Annotated in this window: 15 protein-coding genes and 1 other RNA gene; 14 read left to right on the top strand and 2 right to left on the bottom strand. The window is 61.7% G+C overall.

The window, feature by feature from the left end; genetic code table 11:
• Nucleotides 1–93: 93 nt before the first annotated feature.
• Both LRQ04_RS13125 and LRQ04_RS13120 read right to left on the bottom strand, forming a co-directional pair.
• Nucleotides 94–1440 carry a hypothetical protein gene (locus LRQ04_RS13125; RefSeq protein ID WP_235520585.1) on the bottom strand — a complete coding sequence of 449 codons (1347 nt, stop codon included), beginning with the start codon at nt 1438–1440 and terminating at the stop codon, nt 94–96.
• Between the two features lie 236 nt (nt 1441–1676).
• The gene (locus tag LRQ04_RS13120; protein ID WP_308194935.1) at nt 1677–4181 is read right to left on the bottom strand and encodes a GH25 family lysozyme; all 2505 of its coding nucleotides are present in this window, start codon (nt 4179–4181) and stop codon (nt 1677–1679) included.
• 514 nt (nt 4182–4695) lie between these two features.
• Here LRQ04_RS13120 and LRQ04_RS13115 point away from each other — a divergent pair.
• From LRQ04_RS13115 to LRQ04_RS13050, 14 genes are all read left to right on the top strand, one after another.
• Nucleotides 4696–5919 (top strand): CpaF family protein, encoded by a 1224-nt coding sequence (locus tag LRQ04_RS13115; RefSeq protein ID WP_235520692.1) that lies wholly within the window; start codon nt 4696–4698, stop codon nt 5917–5919.
• Entirely contained in the window at nt 5919–6770 is an 852-nt protein-coding gene (locus tag LRQ04_RS13110) for a type II secretion system F family protein (RefSeq protein ID WP_235520583.1), read from the top strand. The genes LRQ04_RS13115 and LRQ04_RS13110 overlap by 1 nt, the downstream gene beginning before the upstream one ends.
• Nucleotides 6767–7708: a type II secretion system F family protein gene (locus LRQ04_RS13105; protein WP_235520582.1), complete on the top strand. Its 942-nt coding sequence runs from the start codon at nt 6767–6769 to the stop codon at nt 7706–7708. Before LRQ04_RS13110 ends, LRQ04_RS13105 begins: the two co-directional genes overlap by 4 nt.
• Before the next feature lie 79 nt (nt 7709–7787).
• The gene (locus tag LRQ04_RS13100; RefSeq protein ID WP_235520581.1) at nt 7788–8027 is read left to right on the top strand and encodes a hypothetical protein; all 240 of its coding nucleotides are present in this window, start codon (nt 7788–7790) and stop codon (nt 8025–8027) included.
• Between the two features lie 25 nt (nt 8028–8052).
• Nucleotides 8053–8457, top strand: a complete 405-nt coding sequence (locus LRQ04_RS13095) for a TadE/TadG family type IV pilus assembly protein (protein WP_235520580.1) — start codon at nt 8053–8055, stop codon at nt 8455–8457.
• Nucleotides 8458–8581: 124 nt separating this feature from the next.
• Nucleotides 8582–8974, top strand: a complete 393-nt coding sequence (locus LRQ04_RS13090; protein ID WP_308194934.1) for a hypothetical protein — start codon at nt 8582–8584, stop codon at nt 8972–8974.
• 41 nt (nt 8975–9015) lie between these two features.
• Nucleotides 9016–9426: a pilus assembly protein TadG-related protein gene (locus LRQ04_RS13085; protein ID WP_235520579.1), complete on the top strand. Its 411-nt coding sequence runs from the start codon at nt 9016–9018 to the stop codon at nt 9424–9426.
• A gap of 65 nt (nt 9427–9491) precedes the next feature.
• On the top strand, nt 9492–10610 hold the full coding sequence (gene prfB / locus LRQ04_RS13080) for a peptide chain release factor 2 (RefSeq protein ID WP_235520578.1): 1119 nt from the start codon (nt 9492–9494) through the stop codon (nt 10608–10610).
• Nucleotides 10611–10817: 207 nt separating this feature from the next.
• Nucleotides 10818–11582 carry a cell division ATP-binding protein FtsE gene (ftsE, locus tag LRQ04_RS13075; protein ID WP_026540084.1) on the top strand — a complete coding sequence of 255 codons (765 nt, stop codon included), beginning with the start codon at nt 10818–10820 and terminating at the stop codon, nt 11580–11582.
• Nucleotides 11579–12493: a permease-like cell division protein FtsX gene (gene ftsX / locus LRQ04_RS13070; protein WP_211711497.1), complete on the top strand. Its 915-nt coding sequence runs from the start codon at nt 11579–11581 to the stop codon at nt 12491–12493. Before ftsE ends, ftsX begins: the two co-directional genes overlap by 4 nt.
• 55 nt (nt 12494–12548) lie before the next feature.
• Nucleotides 12549–13964, top strand: a complete 1416-nt coding sequence (locus LRQ04_RS13065) for a M23 family metallopeptidase (RefSeq protein WP_235520577.1) — start codon at nt 12549–12551, stop codon at nt 13962–13964.
• Between the two features lie 65 nt (nt 13965–14029).
• Complete coding sequence (gene smpB, locus LRQ04_RS13060; protein WP_235520576.1) at nt 14030–14500, top strand: SsrA-binding protein SmpB; 471 nt, start codon at nt 14030–14032, stop codon at nt 14498–14500.
• Between the two features lie 100 nt (nt 14501–14600).
• Nucleotides 14601–14969, top strand: a transfer-messenger RNA (tmRNA) gene (ssrA, locus tag LRQ04_RS13055).
• Between the two features lie 188 nt (nt 14970–15157).
• The gene (locus LRQ04_RS13050) at nt 15158–16141 is read left to right on the top strand and encodes a S1C family serine protease (protein WP_235520575.1); all 984 of its coding nucleotides are present in this window, start codon (nt 15158–15160) and stop codon (nt 16139–16141) included.
• Nucleotides 16142–16143 lie beyond the last annotated feature (2 nt).

Raw genomic sequence — 16143 nt, 5'->3', positions numbered from 1 at the left:
CGCTGGTCAACGGATATGTGGGCGATCTGAGTATCGATACCACTACGAATCAACCCGGGTCCCTGATCAAGGGAGCAGGGCCCGGGCGAGGCTTTAGGCCAACATGCCGTCCAGGGTGTTGATGATGGTGGCCTCAACGCCGGTGGTGCCGCCCTTGAAATGTGCAATGTGCCCATACACCGTCATCGCCCCACCTGCGATGCCCGGGTAATCGGGATCCCAGCCCCCCTCGTAGCTGCCCCCGGCCGAGTAGGGCGGGAGGAACTGCGCACTGGGCAGGTAGTAGCACGACTCATTTCCGTAGCCACCGACGATCACGCCGTTCGCTCCGCCGTACCTTCCACGGAAGTACGCAGCGTAACCGCTGACGAGCTCACCCCCGACGATCCCGATCCTCAATTGGGGGCTGCCGCCAAACTTCCACACCTGGAACGGGCAGGCCACGGATGTCGCGTAGCTGCCACTGTCGATCCGGCCGATCATGACTTGGGCATGACGTCCGTACCATGCAGGGTTTCCGTCGAGGTTCGGCAGCCGCGAGGCGTACGCCGCCCGAACGGCTGCCATGTTTCCTGCGGTCGGAGTGATGTCCAAGGGAATTTGGATTTCCTTGTAACTGGTTTGCAGGGGGCTGCCGATTGTGCGACCGGCGCTCTGCATCGCCGTCGAAACCGCTGAGCCGAGTGTTGTGGCGTATTCATCCCGCAGTTCCCAGCTGGGCACGCCCATGGGGTTTTGATCTCCGGCCGCACCTTGGAGGAACAACGCGAAACACCCCGGGTTGTTGTTTTCGATGTAGTTGCACGCCCCCGCAGGAAAATCGCCGTCGAACAGCGTCCGCATGCCCGCTGCGACAGGATGGCAGGCGTAGTTGAAGATGACCGCACGGGGCGCGCCGTTTCCCTTGCGCATCACAATGACGGGCACAGTGTTCTCAAGATAGGAAAGACCTGCTCGGTTGTACGCGATGCTCGCCGTAGTGACCTTGTAGTCGAGCGTCACTGACGTCTGCGCGGCATTCAGGGCAGTCTGGGCTGCCTCCACCAGATCATCTTCGAGTTGCTGGCTGTAGGTCTCGACCATCGAAAGGTCCGATAAGCCGTAACACATGAATGGGTGGAGCGTATCGATCACCACTGGGCCGTTGTGGGTGTGCGTGGACTGGATCAGGATGTCGCTGTTGGACCAGTCTGCCAGGGCCAGGATGCGTTGGCGGGCCCTTTGATGGATGGACCTGGGCAGCGCCAGGATGTCGACGCTCATGATCAGGTTGGGGGAGCCGTTCTCCCACAGGACGATGGCCCGGGCCCACAATGATTCGTAGGGGTCGCTGCTGGTGGCCTCACGGCCGCCGTCGAGCGTTCCGTACCCGGCCATATACGGATTGACGTCAAGCGATGGCGAAATGCTGACTTGGGCCGTCGAAACGGTAAACGCCATGAAAGATCACTCCTTGATTGTGCGCAATGGTGACCTTCGTTTGCCCCCAAACAAAGCCCGTTTCCCGGTAGCGCTTAACAGCCAATACGTGAGACCACCTTCATTAGATCACGCGGTGCGCGGAATCCGGCGTGTCAGATGCACCGAATATTTATCGTTTTCTCTTCGGGTATTTGGTTAAACAAAATGGGCCGGCACACTCCATTCAGGAGCGTGCCGGCCCGTCATGCATGGTTCTATCTGGAAGCGGGCCTGAAAATGGTCAAACCATTCCACCCGGTGCCCACGGCACTGGGCTGGCCCCATGCCCGGTTCTGGCCCACGGGGTAGTAGCGGAGATCGCCAGTGGTGGTCCGGGCGATGATTCCCGAGGTGCCGGTTCCCGCGAATCCCTTGATGGCTCCGAAACTGGAGATGGCGTCCCAGCCGACCCCGACGACACTTGGCGATTCCTGGATAAAGAAACCACTGCCGTTGGACCGGTATAGCCTCAGGTCGCCGTTGCTGCCCTTGGCCAGAAGATCGGCGTTCGAATCCTTATCGAAGTCCATTTGCAGGATCTCAAGGCCACCCCAACCCGTGCCAATCTGCACGCGGGGGCCCAGTCCGTTGCCGTTGGGGTTGCTGATGTAGAACATGCGGCCCGAAGGGTCGTAGCCTGTGATGCCTGGCAGGGCATCGGACTTCTTCCATGAACCGACTGTCAACGTCCAGTCCTTCCAACCCGTCCCGAGGCTGATCGGGGACCCAAAGCCACTGCCCTTCAGGCCTGGATAGACATTCAGGCGGCCGTCGGACCACTGCGCGAGGATGTCCAGGGCACCATCCCCATTCCAATCGGTGAGGAAACCGGCCTTCAGCCCAGTCCACTGCGTGCCGATGCGTTCCGCGCCGAGAAGCGACGTGGATCCTGTTGCAGCGTAGCGGTAGAGGTTGCCGTCCGTCCGTACGGCCAGGACGTCTGAGTCGTCGACGCCGAGTGTCGAAGCCACGTCTACCGGGGCTCCGCTGATCAGGGCGGCGTCATTCCAACCGATGCCGGTCAGGAAACGGTTGCCCCACGATCCCGATTCCGCGGGGTAGTAGAACAAGTCACCGTTTGCGGCGCGTGCCTGCAGGCCCTGCGAACCGGACCCGTTGAACCCGGATGAGGAGCTGACCGAGGTCATGGCTGACCAGCCGTTACCGATCACACTGCTTGCTTCGGGAACGAACGATCCGAGCCCGTTCGACCGGTAGAGCCGCATGGTTCCGTCGGACGTCCTGGAAACGATGTCCTGGCTGCCGTCGTCGTCGAAGTCGAGTTGGTTGATCTGGTGACCGCCGAAGCCCGTCCCAATGAGGACGCCTCCGCCCAAGCCCCGACCGGAGGCGTTTTGGTAGCGGAAGAGATTGCCGTCCCCATCCAGCCCGATGACCCCGGGGTAGGCGTCTTTGGAGTTCCACCAACCCACTGTGAGGGACATTTCCTGCCAGCCTGACCCAACCTGAATTGGGGCCAGGAAGCCGCCGCGGGGGGCTCCCGGGTATACCTGAAGGCTGCCGTCGGGCCATTGGGACAGGATGTCCTGGACCCCGTCCTGGTTCCAGTCGACAACGTAGATGGCTTTGGCGTTGCCCCATCCGGAGCCAATCGCGACTGGACCTGTGATGCGGCCCTGGCCATCTGCCGGGAAATTGTCCAGCCGACCGGATGAACTGGTGGCCAGGACGTCGGCCCCGGACCTGATGGAGGGGGATGAAGGGGTGTCGGCGCCGCGGGCGAAGGTCCGCAGCTGGTCATACGTGCCGTTGAAGATGTTGGAGTCACCCTCGAACGGTCCGGTGCTGCTGTATTGCCACATGGAGTAGTTGCCCCAGCTCACGGGCAAGGTTCCGGGCGTGTTGGTGGGGTTGTACCAGTAGGAAGCGAGCCACAAGGGATAGCTGCCGAAGGTGGAGTTTCCCACGCACGTATTCCACCAGTCCGTGGTGCTGTAGATGACGGGGAACCGACCCGTCAGCGCCTTGACGGTGTTACCGAAATCTGCCGCCCATTGGCCAAGTTGGGCTTTGGACATGCTGTAGCACGTGTCCCCGAAGGGGAAGCCGTTGATGGTACGTCCGGCATAGGGGTTGTATTCAATGTCGAGGACGGGCGGAAGGGTGTATCCGTCCGCGGTCCAGCCTCCGCCATTGGCTACGAAATACCGGGCCTGGTCAGCGCCGGAGGACCAGTTGGGTATCGCGAAGTGGTAGGCCCCACGCACCATCCCGACACTTCGGGACCCATTGTATTGCTGCGCGTACTGCTCGTTGAGGTAGTAGTTGCCCTCGGTCGCCTTGACGTATGCCCAGCGGGAGCCGAGGTTCCACTGGCTTTGCCAGTTGATGTTGGGCTGGTGGGCGCTGACGTCCTGGCCCGCGATGCCGATGGTGGGACGCCAGTGTCCTGTGTCGGTCTCCGTCGGCTGAACCGGGGCTTGCTCCAGAGTCTGGGCGTCGGCAGGTGCCGGGGAACCCTTTCCTTGGGCCGCGGCAGTGACCCGCGGAGACCGCTGTCCCATTTCGGCTCCGCCGGCCGGGATAGCTGATCTCATCGCCGCGTTCTTTGCCGCCGCGTCTTGCCCGCTGCCTGGCAGCGACTTTGGATCCGGTGCCTGCGCCGCCTCGTTCAATGGTTCGGTGGGCGGCTGCGTCGGCAGGCTGGAAGGTCCGACGGCGGTTCCCGGCTTGGGTTCCGCGGGTGCGGTCGGGGGCACATACGGTTGGGCATCCTTCTGGGGCCCGACAGTGCCAGTGCCTGTCGGAGCAGGCTGCGGACCCTGAGGTGGTGACGGTTGTGACGTGGCAGACGGAGCCGGTTGGGGTGCCATTGTGACAGCTTGCGCCGGAGCTCCGAGGCAACTGCCCGCCACGAGGGCGGTGGCAAGGGCAAGGCCTGCGTGGGTCCACGTCAACCGTCGGGGCACGTTGAGGGAAGGTTTCTTCATTTGCATTCCGGCCCTGTGCCGCGGCTCAGCGGCGCATGGGGTGGCTTGCGGACAAGCTCCGGGGCGGGCGCCTGCGCATGGGACCAAAGGCCAGCTCCTAACGGCCTTACCCTAACATTCTGGAACTGGAGTGACTAGTGGGATTGAGGTTACTGCAGTGACTCCTGATTCTTACTTATCCACATGTCCCTCCAAGTGACTTGAGGGGGTCTTGGCGCTCGCCTAGCGTGAGTCACTCGAGATGCGCCTCTCGGTTGACCTATCCGTGACCATTGGGGGAGATGTGGACGCTGTAAAAATAGTCGAGGGCGAGGTCCGCGAACTCATCCGCCGGAGGGGTTTGGATCCCTTGGAGCAAACCGCGGACGTGCGGCGACTCGTGGAGGCCGCGGTCAGCGATTATGACGAGCGGGCGCTCCTCGCGCCCCTTCCACCATTGGGACATCTTGAGGCGGCGCGACGTCACGTCTTTGATGCCGTCGCCGGCTTCGGCCCCTTGCAGCCACTTCTGGATGACCCCTCCATCGAGGAGATCTGGATCAATGCTCCCCATGAAATCTATGTAGCCCGTAATGGGGAATCTGAACTGACTGCCCTGAGCCTCACGGAGCAGCAGGTCCGGAACCTTGTCGAAAGGATGCTCAAAAGCTCGGGCCGGCGGCTGGACCTGTCATCACCGTTCGTGGATGCTGCGTTACCGGACGGCTCACGGCTGCACGTAGCCATCCCCGACATCACACGGAAGCACTGGGCAGTGAATATCCGGAAATTCATTGCCAGGGCGAGCCGCCTGGAGCACCTCGTCGAGCTGGGAAGCATCACACCCCAAGCAGCCAGATTCCTGGGCGCTGCCGTGGCCAGTGGCCTCAACATTCTGGTGTCCGGGGCCACCCAAGCGGGAAAGACCACCATGCTGAACTGCCTGGCGGCGAACGTCGGTTCCCGCGAAAGGGTAATAACGGTAGAAGAAATCTTCGAGCTTCAACTGCCGCTACGCGATGTCGTGGGCCTGCAGTGCAGGCAGCCCAACCTGGAGGGTGAGGGCGAAATCCCGCTGCGTCGCCTGGTGAAGGAAGCACTGCGTATGCGGCCCGACCGGCTGATCGTGGGAGAAGTCCGTGAAGCCGAAAGCCTGGACATGCTGATCGCACTCAATTCGGGCCTTCCCGGTATGTGTACCGTGCACGCCAACTCCGCTCACGACGCCGTAACGAAGATCTGTACCCTGCCACTGCTGGCAGGGGCCAACATCTCCAGTGCCTTCGTCCTACCCACGGTCGCTTCATGCATAGACCTCGTGGTGCACTGCGGTCGCCACTCCACCGGGCGCAGGCAGGTGACCGAGGTGCTCTCCCTGGGGCGCCGCGTGGAGAACGGGATCATCGAGTCGTCTCAAGTCTTTGGCATGGTTGCCGGCCAGTTGCAGCCCAGAGCCAACTCCATGCCCGCGGTCGAGAAGTTTGCCCGGGCAGGTTTTGATGTAGCAGCCCTCCTGGAGTTGAACTGATGGCACCGCTTCTCGGGATTCTCTGTGGCCTTGGCGTATTTCTGGTGTGGTGGTCAGCATGGGAGCAGCCCGCCGAAAAGAAGAAGGCCAAACCGCGGCGACTGGACCTCTTGCTGGTATCGGCGGGGATAGAAAAGGTAACGGCTGGCGGGCTCCTTGCGACCTGCGCGGGATGTGGCCTACTGGCACTTCTCGTCTTCTTTGTGCTGACGGCTTCGCTACCCATTGCTGTGTGCTTCGGGATGTTCGGTTCATGGGTGCCCTTCGGCATGGTTCGTTGGAAGGCGAAGAAGCGCCGCGCGGCGCTCCGCGTCCTGTGGCCGGATGTGGTGGATCACCTGCGCTCCGCCATCCGGGCAGGCCTTGCTTTGCCGGAGGCACTGATTCAGCTGGGTCACAACGGGCCGGATGAACTGCGTGCACTCTTCCTCGACTTCGGGGCCGATTACAGGTCCGGTGGACAATTCGATGCTGCCTTGAACAGGCTGAAGGAGCGACTGGCTGATCCAGTGGCAGACCGGATTATCGAAGCACTTCGGATGACCCGGGAGGTGGGCGGATCCGACCTTGGCCGGATGCTTGGCACCCTCGCTGAGTTCCTGCGGGACAGTGCCCGGACACGCAGCGAGCTTGAGGCCCGGCAATCCTGGACGATCAACGCCGCCCGCCTCGCCGTCGCGGCCCCGTGGATCATCCTGGTGGTGATGGCCAGCCGGCCGGAGGCGATGCGGGCCTACAGCTCAACCCTTGGCGCCATGGTGCTGCTGGGAGGCCTCGTGGTCTCCGTGATCTGCTACGCGGTCATGCTTCGGATAGGCGCGTTGCCTGAGGACGAACGGATCCTTGCATGAGTTCAACAACAGCGCTCGCGGTCCTGTGTGGGCTCCTGCTTGGGGCAGGGGTGTGGATGACGATTGTTCGCCTGCCTTTCCTGCGCGGCATTACTCTGGCCGAACGAATCGAACCGCAGCTGAAGTCCAGGAACCTCGAATCGCGCCTTCTGCGCCCTCCTACGCAGAACCTGACGCCATTCGGACCACTGGAACGGATACTCCGTCCAGTGATTCGTGACGCAATGAGGCACCTTTCCCGGTTCAATGTCGGTTCGACCGCCCTGGCCAAGCGGTTGGCGCGGGCGGGTTTGCGGAAGTCGACTCTTGATTACAGGGCCGAACAATTGCTGTGGGCCGGTGCTGGCTTCGTGCTTGCCGTTTTGGTGGTTGCGGTCAGGGCAGCGACCGGACAGTTCAGCCCGGCACTACTGGTGGTCGCGGTCATCGGAAGTGCATTGGCGGGTTATCTGTTGCGTGACTACGTTCTTGGCCAACACATCAAGCGGCGTGAGTCCAAAATGCTGTCCGAATTTCCAGGTCTTGCCGAGCTCATGGCCTTGGCCGTTGCTGCAGGGGAGAGCGCGATGGTCGCCATGGACAGGGTGACCCGCAGCTCCAGCGGCGAGCTTGCTGCCGAATTCGCCATGGTCATCGCGGATGCCCGCTCCGGAAAACCGCTGCCAGAGGCCCTTCGAGGCTTTTCCTCAAGGGCGGAGCTGCCACCCCTGGTCAGGTTCTTTGACGGGCTGGTGGTTGCCGTGGAACGTGGCACTCCACTGGCCGGCGTACTCAGGGCGCAGGCCGCCGACGTCCGTGACGCCGCCAAACGGGAGTTGATGGAATCAGCCGGCCGGAAAGAGATCGCCATGATGGTGCCGCTCGTTTTCGGTGTACTTCCACTCACGGTGGTTTTTGCGGCCTTCCCAGCCATTGCAGCCTTGGAAATCAGCCTCTAGGAGGCTGGCCAGGTCCATCTCATCATCCTGTTCACCAACAAGCTGCTTCAACACCAGCTCGACACATAGTGGGGAAATCATGAAGAAAATAGCGCAAAGCACAACTGCAGCCTGGGTCGTGGTCCTTGGTGCCGGCTCCTTGTTCACGGCCGGACTGGGGCGGACAATGCCTGCCGCTGACGACCATGAACGGGGGGACGTACCGGGTTGGGTCATGATCACACTGATGTCAGCTGTCCTGGTGGCGGGGCTGTTGGCCCTCGCTGCACCGGCCTTAAAGGACCTCTTTAACCAGGCGATCCATCAGGTTGCCAAATAGGCCCCGGCGCGGAAGGGTCCGTACCTTGGGTCATTGGGGTGGATCGGCGGGCTCGGCAGCTCCTGACGAGCAGGGGTCAGCCGTCGTCGATTTCGTTCTGGTCGGGACGTTGCTGACCCTGCTGTTCCTGTCGATCATCCAGTTCACCTTGGTCTTGCATGTCCGGAATACGCTCATCGATGCTGCGGCCTCCGGTGCACGCTACGGATCGTTGGCGGACAGGACACCGACCGACGCCAAAGAGCGTGCTTCTGAGCTGATCGGCTCTGCCCTGAGTGCCGACTTCCCACGTGAGGTTACGGCAGCCGAGGCTACGATCGACGGCCTTCGCACCTTGGAGGTGACTGTCAGGGCGCCTTTTCCGATGGTGGGGTTGATCGGGCCCGTCGGACTGATGGAGGTGAAAGGACATGCGGTTCTTTCGGGCTGACCTTGGGGGTCGGCTGTGGACGGCTATGCGGCGAAGGCCAGCTGATGCCCTGGGCGTGCGGACAGAAGTCGGGGCGGGCCGCATACGTCATGCGATCCCCAGCGGGGCGCAGGAGGGAAGCGCGGTGGTCGAGTTCATCTTCCTGGCCCTGCTTTTGATGGTCCCGGTGGTCTATTTCGTCGTGACTGTCGGCCAACTGCAGGGCGGTTCCTTCGCCGTGGTGGGGGCGGCGGACCAAGCCGCGAAGGTCTTCGTTGCCCAATCAAACCCGGCGGGCGCCCAAAGGGCGGCGGAGCAAACTGTCCTCGTTGCACTGAAGGACTATGGCTACTCTCCGGAGCAGGCCAGCTTTGAGGTCTCGTGCGACAGATCAGACTGCTCATCGGCGGGTGCCACGGTTTCCGTCGTTGTGCGCTTGGATGTTCCCTTGCCCATGATGCCGTTTGCGGACGCCGGCCAACTGATGGCAAGCAGGGTGAGTGCGACAGCAACACAGGTTGTGGGGCGATACAGATGACGGGTTGCAGATGCAGCAGGACAGCCTCGGAGGACGGCCAAATGACAGTTCTTATCATCGGGTTTGTGGCGTTGTCCCTCTTGCTGGCAACAGCGGTGATGGCCGCATCCGCTGTGTACCTGGAACACAAGAAGCTGCTCTCCCTGGCTGACGGAGCAGCGCTCGCTGCCGCGGACGCGTACGTTGCGGGGGAGATAGGCGGGGGAAGCTCGCCATCGACCACGTTGGCGGACAGCAGGGTGCTTGCCGCGGCAGGCTCCTACCTGGACAAAAGCCATGCTTTCGTTAGCCATGACCATTTGACCGTGGAGGCTGAAACAGGTCGGGGCCCGGGGGATACCGCTGTTGTGGTCCTGGCGTCCATTGCCCATCCGCCAGTGATCAGTTTCCTGCTTCCCGACGGTATAGCCGTTGAGGCCAAATCCACTGCACGGTCGAGGCTAACGCAGTAATGATCCGGGCCAAAGTATCCGGCCCCGACGGGGGAGTCCGATGAATAGCGTACGCTGGGATAACCATGGCTGACATTGATTTTCCCGCAGAAATCCGCGCCCTTCGCGCAACTTACAGCTCCATCGAGAACGTCACGGATGTTGATGCCCTCAAAGCTGAGATCGCTGAACTGAGCGAGCAAGCCGGTGCGCCGGACCTTTGGGACGACCCCGCAGCAGCCCAGGTGATCACGTCCCGGCTATCGCATCGGCAGTCGGAAGTTGAGCGACTGTCGAAGCTTGCTTCCCGCATCGATGACCTCGAGGTGCTGGTGGAGTTGGGCCAGGACGAAGGCGACGAAGCTTCCATGGCCGAAGCCGCGAAGGAATTGGCCTCCATCCGCAAGGCATTGGAGGAACTCGAAGTCGTTACCCTGCTCTCGGGTGAATACGACGAGCGGGAAGCAGTTGTCACCATCAGGGCGGGGGCAGGTGGCGTTGATGCCGCCGATTTCGCCGAAATGCTGATGAGGATGTACTTGCGCTGGGCCGAACGCCATGGTTATCCGACCACGGTCATGGACACCTCCTATGCGGAAGAAGCGGGTTTGAAGTCCGCCACTTTCGAGGTCAAGGCGCCATATGCGTTCGGCACGCTGAGCGTGGAGGCGGGCACCCACCGCCTGGTCCGCATCAGCCCCTTCGATAACCAGGGCCGGCGGCAGACATCCTTTGCGGCCGTGGAGGTCATCCCCCTGATTGAACAGACGGACTCGATCGAGATTCCGGACAACGAAATCAGGGTGGACGTCTTCAGGTCCTCGGGACCGGGTGGCCAGTCGGTCAACACCACCGACTCCGCAGTACGGTTGACGCACATTCCCACTGGAATTGTCGTCTCCATGCAGAACGAAAAATCACAGCTCCAAAACCGCGCGGCGGCCATGCGGGTCCTTCAGTCCCGCCTCTTGTTGGTCAAGAAAGAACAAGAAGACGCGGAGAAGAAAGCACTGGCCGGTGACGTCAAAGCGTCGTGGGGCGACCAGATGCGTTCTTATGTGCTGAATCCTTACCAGATGGTCAAGGACCTGCGCACGGAACATGAAGTGGGCAACACGTCGGCAGTGCTGGACGGCGATATTGACGACTTCATTGACGCTGGCATCCGCTGGCGCACTGGCAACCGCAACGCCGCTGCCAGCTAGGGCGCGCAGCAGTCAGCAGATCCCGCAGGCTGTCGAAGGCTGTGAGAGTCGGTCCGGATTCGGCGACACGCCCCTTAAAGGTCCGGTTTAGCTCCCCGCCCGTGCGTATAGTCAAGTGGCCGGTGCTCTCACTTCCCCCATCGAAAGCCCGCGCTCCGGCTGTTGGACTGGGCGACTACGTCATGTCCGGCGGGGTTCTAAAGGGCCATGATCAGATTTGAGAATGTCACCAAGGTCTACGAGCAGAATGCCCGACCGGCGCTCGACTCTGTCAGCCTTGAGATCAACCGCGGCGAATTTACGTTCCTCGTCGGCGCCTCGGGCTCAGGCAAGTCCACGTTCCTGCGGCTGATCCTGAAGGAAGACAAAGCGTCCTCCGGGTCCGTTTACGTCGCGGGCCAGAACGTCGCCAACATTTCAAGCTGGCGGGTCCCCAAGCTCAGGCGCGGAATTGGCGTTGTCTTCCAGGATTTCCGCCTTCTGCCCCAGAAAAACGTCTTTGCCAATGTGGCCTTCGCGATGCAGGTCATCGGCAAGAGCCGCTCGATCATCCGCGAGACAGTGCCCGAGGTCCTGAAAACAGTGGGTCTGGAAGGCAAGGAGCGGCGAATGCCGCATGAACTCTCCGGTGGTGAGCAGCAGCGCGTGGCGATCGCCCGCGCCGTCGTCAATCGCCCCGGCATCCTGCTGGCAGACGAGCCGACCGGAAACCTGGACCCCATCACTTCGATGGGAATCATGGGAGTCCTGGACAAAATCAACCAGAACGGCACCACGGTGGTCATGGCCACCCACGACGACGACATCGTCAACGAGATGCGCCGGCGCGTGGTGGAACTTAAGAACGGTAAGGTCATCCGCGACGAAGCCAAGGCCCTGTACACATCGATGATTCCTGTGGTGGGGGAGTCGCGCCGTCTGCGCGATGCCAGTGGCGAGGAACTCGACCGGGCTCAGGGGGCACAGCTGTGAGGCTCCTGTTTATCCTCGGGGAAATCGGCAGTGGCTTGCGCCGCAACCTGTCGATGGTGATTTCCGTAGTATTGGTGACTTTTGTTTCCCTGACGTTCGTCGGCGCTGCGGGGATGCTGCAGATGCAGATCAATCAGATGAAGGGCTACTGGTACGACAAAGTCCAGGTGGCGGTCTTCCTCTGCAACGACGGTTCGACGGCGGTTGGCTGCGCATCCGGTCCGGCCACGCAGGAGCAGCAGGACAACCTGAAGGCAATGCTGGAGTCACCCGCCGTCAAGCAATACATCAACGACTTCCAGTTCGAATCCCAGGCCGAGGCCTACACGCACTTCAAGGAACAGTTCTCCAACTCACCGATCGTGGACTCGGTGTCCGAGGACCAGCTGCCGGCCTCGTTCCGCATCAACATGAAGAACCCCGAGAAATACCAGATCATCAGCGAGACGTTCTCCTCCCAGCCCGGCGTCGAGACCGTGAGTGACCAAAGACAGGTCCTTGAACGCATCTTCTCGTGGATGAACGGGGCCTCCGTGGCTGCTATTGGCGTTGCTGCGGTGATGATTTTCTGTGCGGTGCTGCTGATCACGACAACCATCCGCCTTTCCGCCTTCAGCAGGCGTCGCGAAACAGGCATTATGCGGCTCGTGGGCGCCTCCAAGATGGTCATCCAACTGCCCTTCATCCTCGAAGGCGTCATAGCCGCCGTCGTTGGAGCCTTGTTGGCCTCGGTCACCCTGTGGCTGATGGCTCATTTCTGGCTCAATGGCGACCTCTCCAGACAGTTCCTTAACACGCCGTTCATCTCATCAGCGCAGGTCCTGGTGATCGCCCCGGTCCTCATTGCGCTGGGTGCCGGGCTCGCTGGTATATCGTCGCTATTGACCTTGCGGCGTTACCTGAAGGTTTAGCCGTGACCCTCCCGTTTCACCGAACAACCGTGCTGACAAGCGAAAAGGACTCCTGATGACCACGTTGGACCCGACCTCCCTGCGTCGGCGCCTTGCGTCCGGCCACGTTCGGATTCTGGGTGCTGCCCTTGCCGTGGGTCTGGCTGTCAGCCTCCTGTCAGGTGCCCCAACCGCGCAGGCAGACAACCTGGATGACCAGCAGGCCGCCCTGGAAGCAGAGTCGGCCAGGGTGCAGGCCTCCCTGGAATTCGTGGACGCGAATATCGCGAAGGCTGCCGGTGACCTGGTGATCTACCAAGGCCGCCTTCCGGGAGCCCAGCAGGCGCTGCTTGAAGCTCAGGGCCGGGTTGCCGGCGCAGTCAAGGAAGTCGAAGCGTTGGCTGCCCGGGTGGAGCTTGCCCAGCAGAACAAAGCGAAGATTACCGAGCAGCTGGAAAGTGATAAGCAAAAAATCACTGACACCAAAAAGCTGATCGGGCAGATTGCTTCCCAGGCGTACAAATCGGGTGGCGTGCCTACCAACATCGCCCTCTTGTTCGGCTCCAGTGAAACAGGAAGCCTGACCGAGTCCATGGATTTGGCCGACCAGGCGATGCGCAGCCAAAACGCAGCGATGACCAAATTGACGCAGCAAAACGCCACGAACGTGAACTCACAAGCGCGGCTGGTTGCGGTCGAGGAAGAAATTCAGGACCTCAAGGCCAAGGCTGATGCCGCGCTGGAGCGGGAGAAAGCGGCCCGGGATGAGGCTGCGAGCAAGAAAGCCGAAGTCGACAAGCTGATCGAAGACACCACCCGCTTGAACGGACAATTGCAAGCGGCCAAACCCGGAATCGAAGCAAACCTCGCTCGGGTGAAGTCCGAACAGGACAGCGTTGCAGCTGAGATTGTGGAGCGGGACCGCAAATTGCGGGAAGCGTGGGAAGCGGAGCAACGGCGTATCGCTGCGGAGGCCGCTGCTGCTGCAGCCGCGGCTGCGGCAGCACAGGGTAGGCCGGCACCCCCGGAGCAGCCTTATGTTCCGCCCGCTGCGGGATCGCCTTCGGCATTCGGTTTGCGGCACCCGTTCGCCAGCGCTGTGCCCATCACATCGGGGTTCGGTTGGCGTGCAACGCCGCCGGGCACCATCGACTTCTACGGCACGGGTGGTTACATGCACACCGGCATCGACTTCGGTGCGGCCTGCGGTACCCCCGTCTATGCGGCCGCCGCGGGCCAGGTGTTCAACTCCGGCTGGAACTCAGCAGACGGGGGTGGCTGGCGGGTCAAGATTTCCCACGGCGTTGTCCAGGGCAACTCGCTGACCACCATCTACTATCACAACAGCAGCATTGTGGTTGCCAATGGTCAGCAGGTTTCGGCAGGGCAGCTCATTGCCTACTCGGGCAGCACAGGTAACTCCACTGGTTGCCATGCGCACTTCGAAACCTGGCTCAACGGCTCGGCAGTGGACCCCATGACCCTTCTCTAAGGTGCGGGGGCCCGCCGGGGCTGGCGTACACTAGTTGAAATCCGCATCTAACAAGGAGTTCTACCGTGCCCAAGGAAAGTGGCCGTAAGGTAGTGGCCACCAATCGGAAGGCCCGGCACAACTACCTCATTCTTGATACCTATGAGGCAGGCATTGCCCTCATGGGAACCGAGGTGAAGTCCCTCCGCGAGGGCCATGCGTCCATGGTGGATGGCTTCTGCACCTTCTACAACGACGAGCTGTGGATGGAGGGTATCCACATCCCTGAGTACAACCAGGGGAGCTGGACCAACCATGCCGCGCGCCGGCGTCGTAAGCTCTTGTTGCATCGCGAGGAACTGGACAAGATTTCGCAGAAGATCCGCGAGTCCGGCTTCACCGTGGTCCCGCTCCAGCTGTATTTCCTCGACGGACGTGCCAAGGTGGAAATCGCCCTTGCCCGCGGCAAGAAGGATTACGACAAGCGGCAGACCCTCCGCGAGCAGCAGGATAAGCGTGAGTCCCTGCGTGAACTGCGTGAACGCAACCGACGCTAGCCGGCCAAGGCGCGTGTCCGGGAATGAAACTTCCGATTAATGCGCTATGATAAGTAGTCCGGCGGAGCTTCCACAGTCCGACGGTTTGGTAACAAAATACGGGGATGATCGGTTTCGACGATGTTAGTCGCGACAGGTGAAGCGGGCCGAGGATGCAGAATTATCTCGTAAACGCTGTCTGCAAACCAATAAGTGCCGAATCTAAGCGCACTGACTTCGCTCTCGCTGCCTAAGCAGTAAGACAGTCCGTCAGCCCGGGGTTGCTATCGCCCCGGTTCCTGGCGTCATTTAGATAGCCACTGCTGTTTGCCTTCGTCATTGAGGTAAACGGGACTCCTAGATGACTGGGCCCGGATCAGCCGCCTGTTTGCAGGACGGCTGGGGCCGAGAAAATCCGACGCAAACTGCGCCCGGAGAAGCCCTGACAACACGACATCGGACGGGGGTTCAATTCCCCCCATCTCCACCCCGGAAAGCCCTCGGATCCTCGCGATCCGGGGGCTTTCTTCGTGCCGAAAACTACCTGCCCGTAAGCCGCGTTCACCCACGGCGTACCGCAAAACGGACTAGCCCACTGACCCCGGTCGTTGTACTGGGTAAGCGCGAAGCCGGACGGGGCGTGCGGATCGCGCTCCGACGTTTGGCAGGAGGCAAGTGATGAGTACCGAGCCTGAGTTTGAACAACAACCGGACGAAGACGAGGCCCTGGACGCGTATTCGCAGCTCGTCGTCAGGGTGGCGGAGTCCGTAACACCCCATGTTGCTGCCATCGAAATGACTAGCACAGGGCGCCGTGGCCAGGTGCGTGTGGGAAGCGGATCCGCCGTCGTGTTTACGGGCGACGGGTACCTGCTGACGAACGCCCACGTCGTGGCGGGCATTCAGTCCGGCCGGGCTGTCTTCGCGGACGGTAAGCACACCGACGTGGAGTTGGTGGGTGCGGATCCTCTGTCCGATCTTGCGGTGGTCCGTGGGCTGAGATCCACGCCGCCTCCGGCGCTGCTGGGCAACGCGGACTCTTTGCGTGTCGGGCAGTTGGTCATTGCCGTGGGGAACCCCCTCGGCTTGGCCGGGTCCGTGACTGCCGGCGTGGTCAGTGGCCTGGGCCGCTCCATCCCTGTCCGGGCAGGAGAGCACCGGCGGGTGATAGAGGATGTCATCCAGACGGATGCTGCGCTGAATCCAGGAAATTCCGGTGGGGCTTTGGCTGATACGAGGGGACGCATCGTCGGTATCAACACTGCTGTCGCCGGACTTGGGCTGGGGTTGGCTGTTCCCATCAACAGGACGACGCAGAGGATCATTGCCTCGTTGCTGCGCGATGGCCGGGTGCGTCGAGCCTACCTGGGCCTGGTCAGCACCCCGATACCCCTTGACGCCAGTGCCGTGGTGCGGACAGGCCAGAAGGAAGGCTTACGCGTCGTCGAGGTGATCGCGGGCTCACCTGCTGAGCGGTCCGGACTCCAGCCAGGTGATCTGGTGCTGCGTGCCCAGGGGAGGGCGGTGTCCAGCGCGGAAAGCCTCCAGAAGCTGCTCTTTGAGGAGGCGATCGGCGAACCGTTCCCGCTGACCGTGCTACGGGAGGGCCGGACCTTCCAGCTTGTCGCGGTACCTTCGGAGATGAGCCAGCAGGCGGGTTAGCC

The sequence above is a fragment of the Paenarthrobacter sp. AR 02 genome, from assembly GCF_021538675.1.
Lineage (GTDB): Bacteria > Actinomycetota > Actinomycetes > Actinomycetales > Micrococcaceae > Arthrobacter.
Note: the sequence above shows the minus strand (reverse complement) of the source record. Positions and strands in the feature narration are given on the sequence as shown.

Coding starts and splice junctions, on each gene's coding strand:
- LRQ04_RS13085 (WP_235520579.1), top strand. CDS start 9,016: ATGACAGTTCTTATCATCGGGTTTGTGGCGTTGTCCCTCTTGCTGGCA.
- LRQ04_RS13110 (WP_235520583.1), top strand. CDS start 5,919: ATGGCACCGCTTCTCGGGATTCTCTGTGGCCTTGGCGTATTTCTGGTG.
- LRQ04_RS13105 (WP_235520582.1), top strand. CDS start 6,767: ATGAGTTCAACAACAGCGCTCGCGGTCCTGTGTGGGCTCCTGCTTGGG.
- prfB (WP_235520578.1), top strand. CDS start 9,492: ATGGCTGACATTGATTTTCCCGCAGAAATCCGCGCCCTTCGCGCAACT.
- LRQ04_RS13100 (WP_235520581.1), top strand. CDS start 7,788: ATGAAGAAAATAGCGCAAAGCACAACTGCAGCCTGGGTCGTGGTCCTT.
- LRQ04_RS13050 (WP_235520575.1), top strand. CDS start 15,158: ATGAGTACCGAGCCTGAGTTTGAACAACAACCGGACGAAGACGAGGCC.
- ftsE (WP_026540084.1), top strand. CDS start 10,818: ATGATCAGATTTGAGAATGTCACCAAGGTCTACGAGCAGAATGCCCGA.
- LRQ04_RS13125 (WP_235520585.1), bottom strand. CDS start 1,440: ATGGCGTTTACCGTTTCGACGGCCCAAGTCAGCATTTCGCCATCGCTT.
- LRQ04_RS13065 (WP_235520577.1), top strand. CDS start 12,549: ATGACCACGTTGGACCCGACCTCCCTGCGTCGGCGCCTTGCGTCCGGC.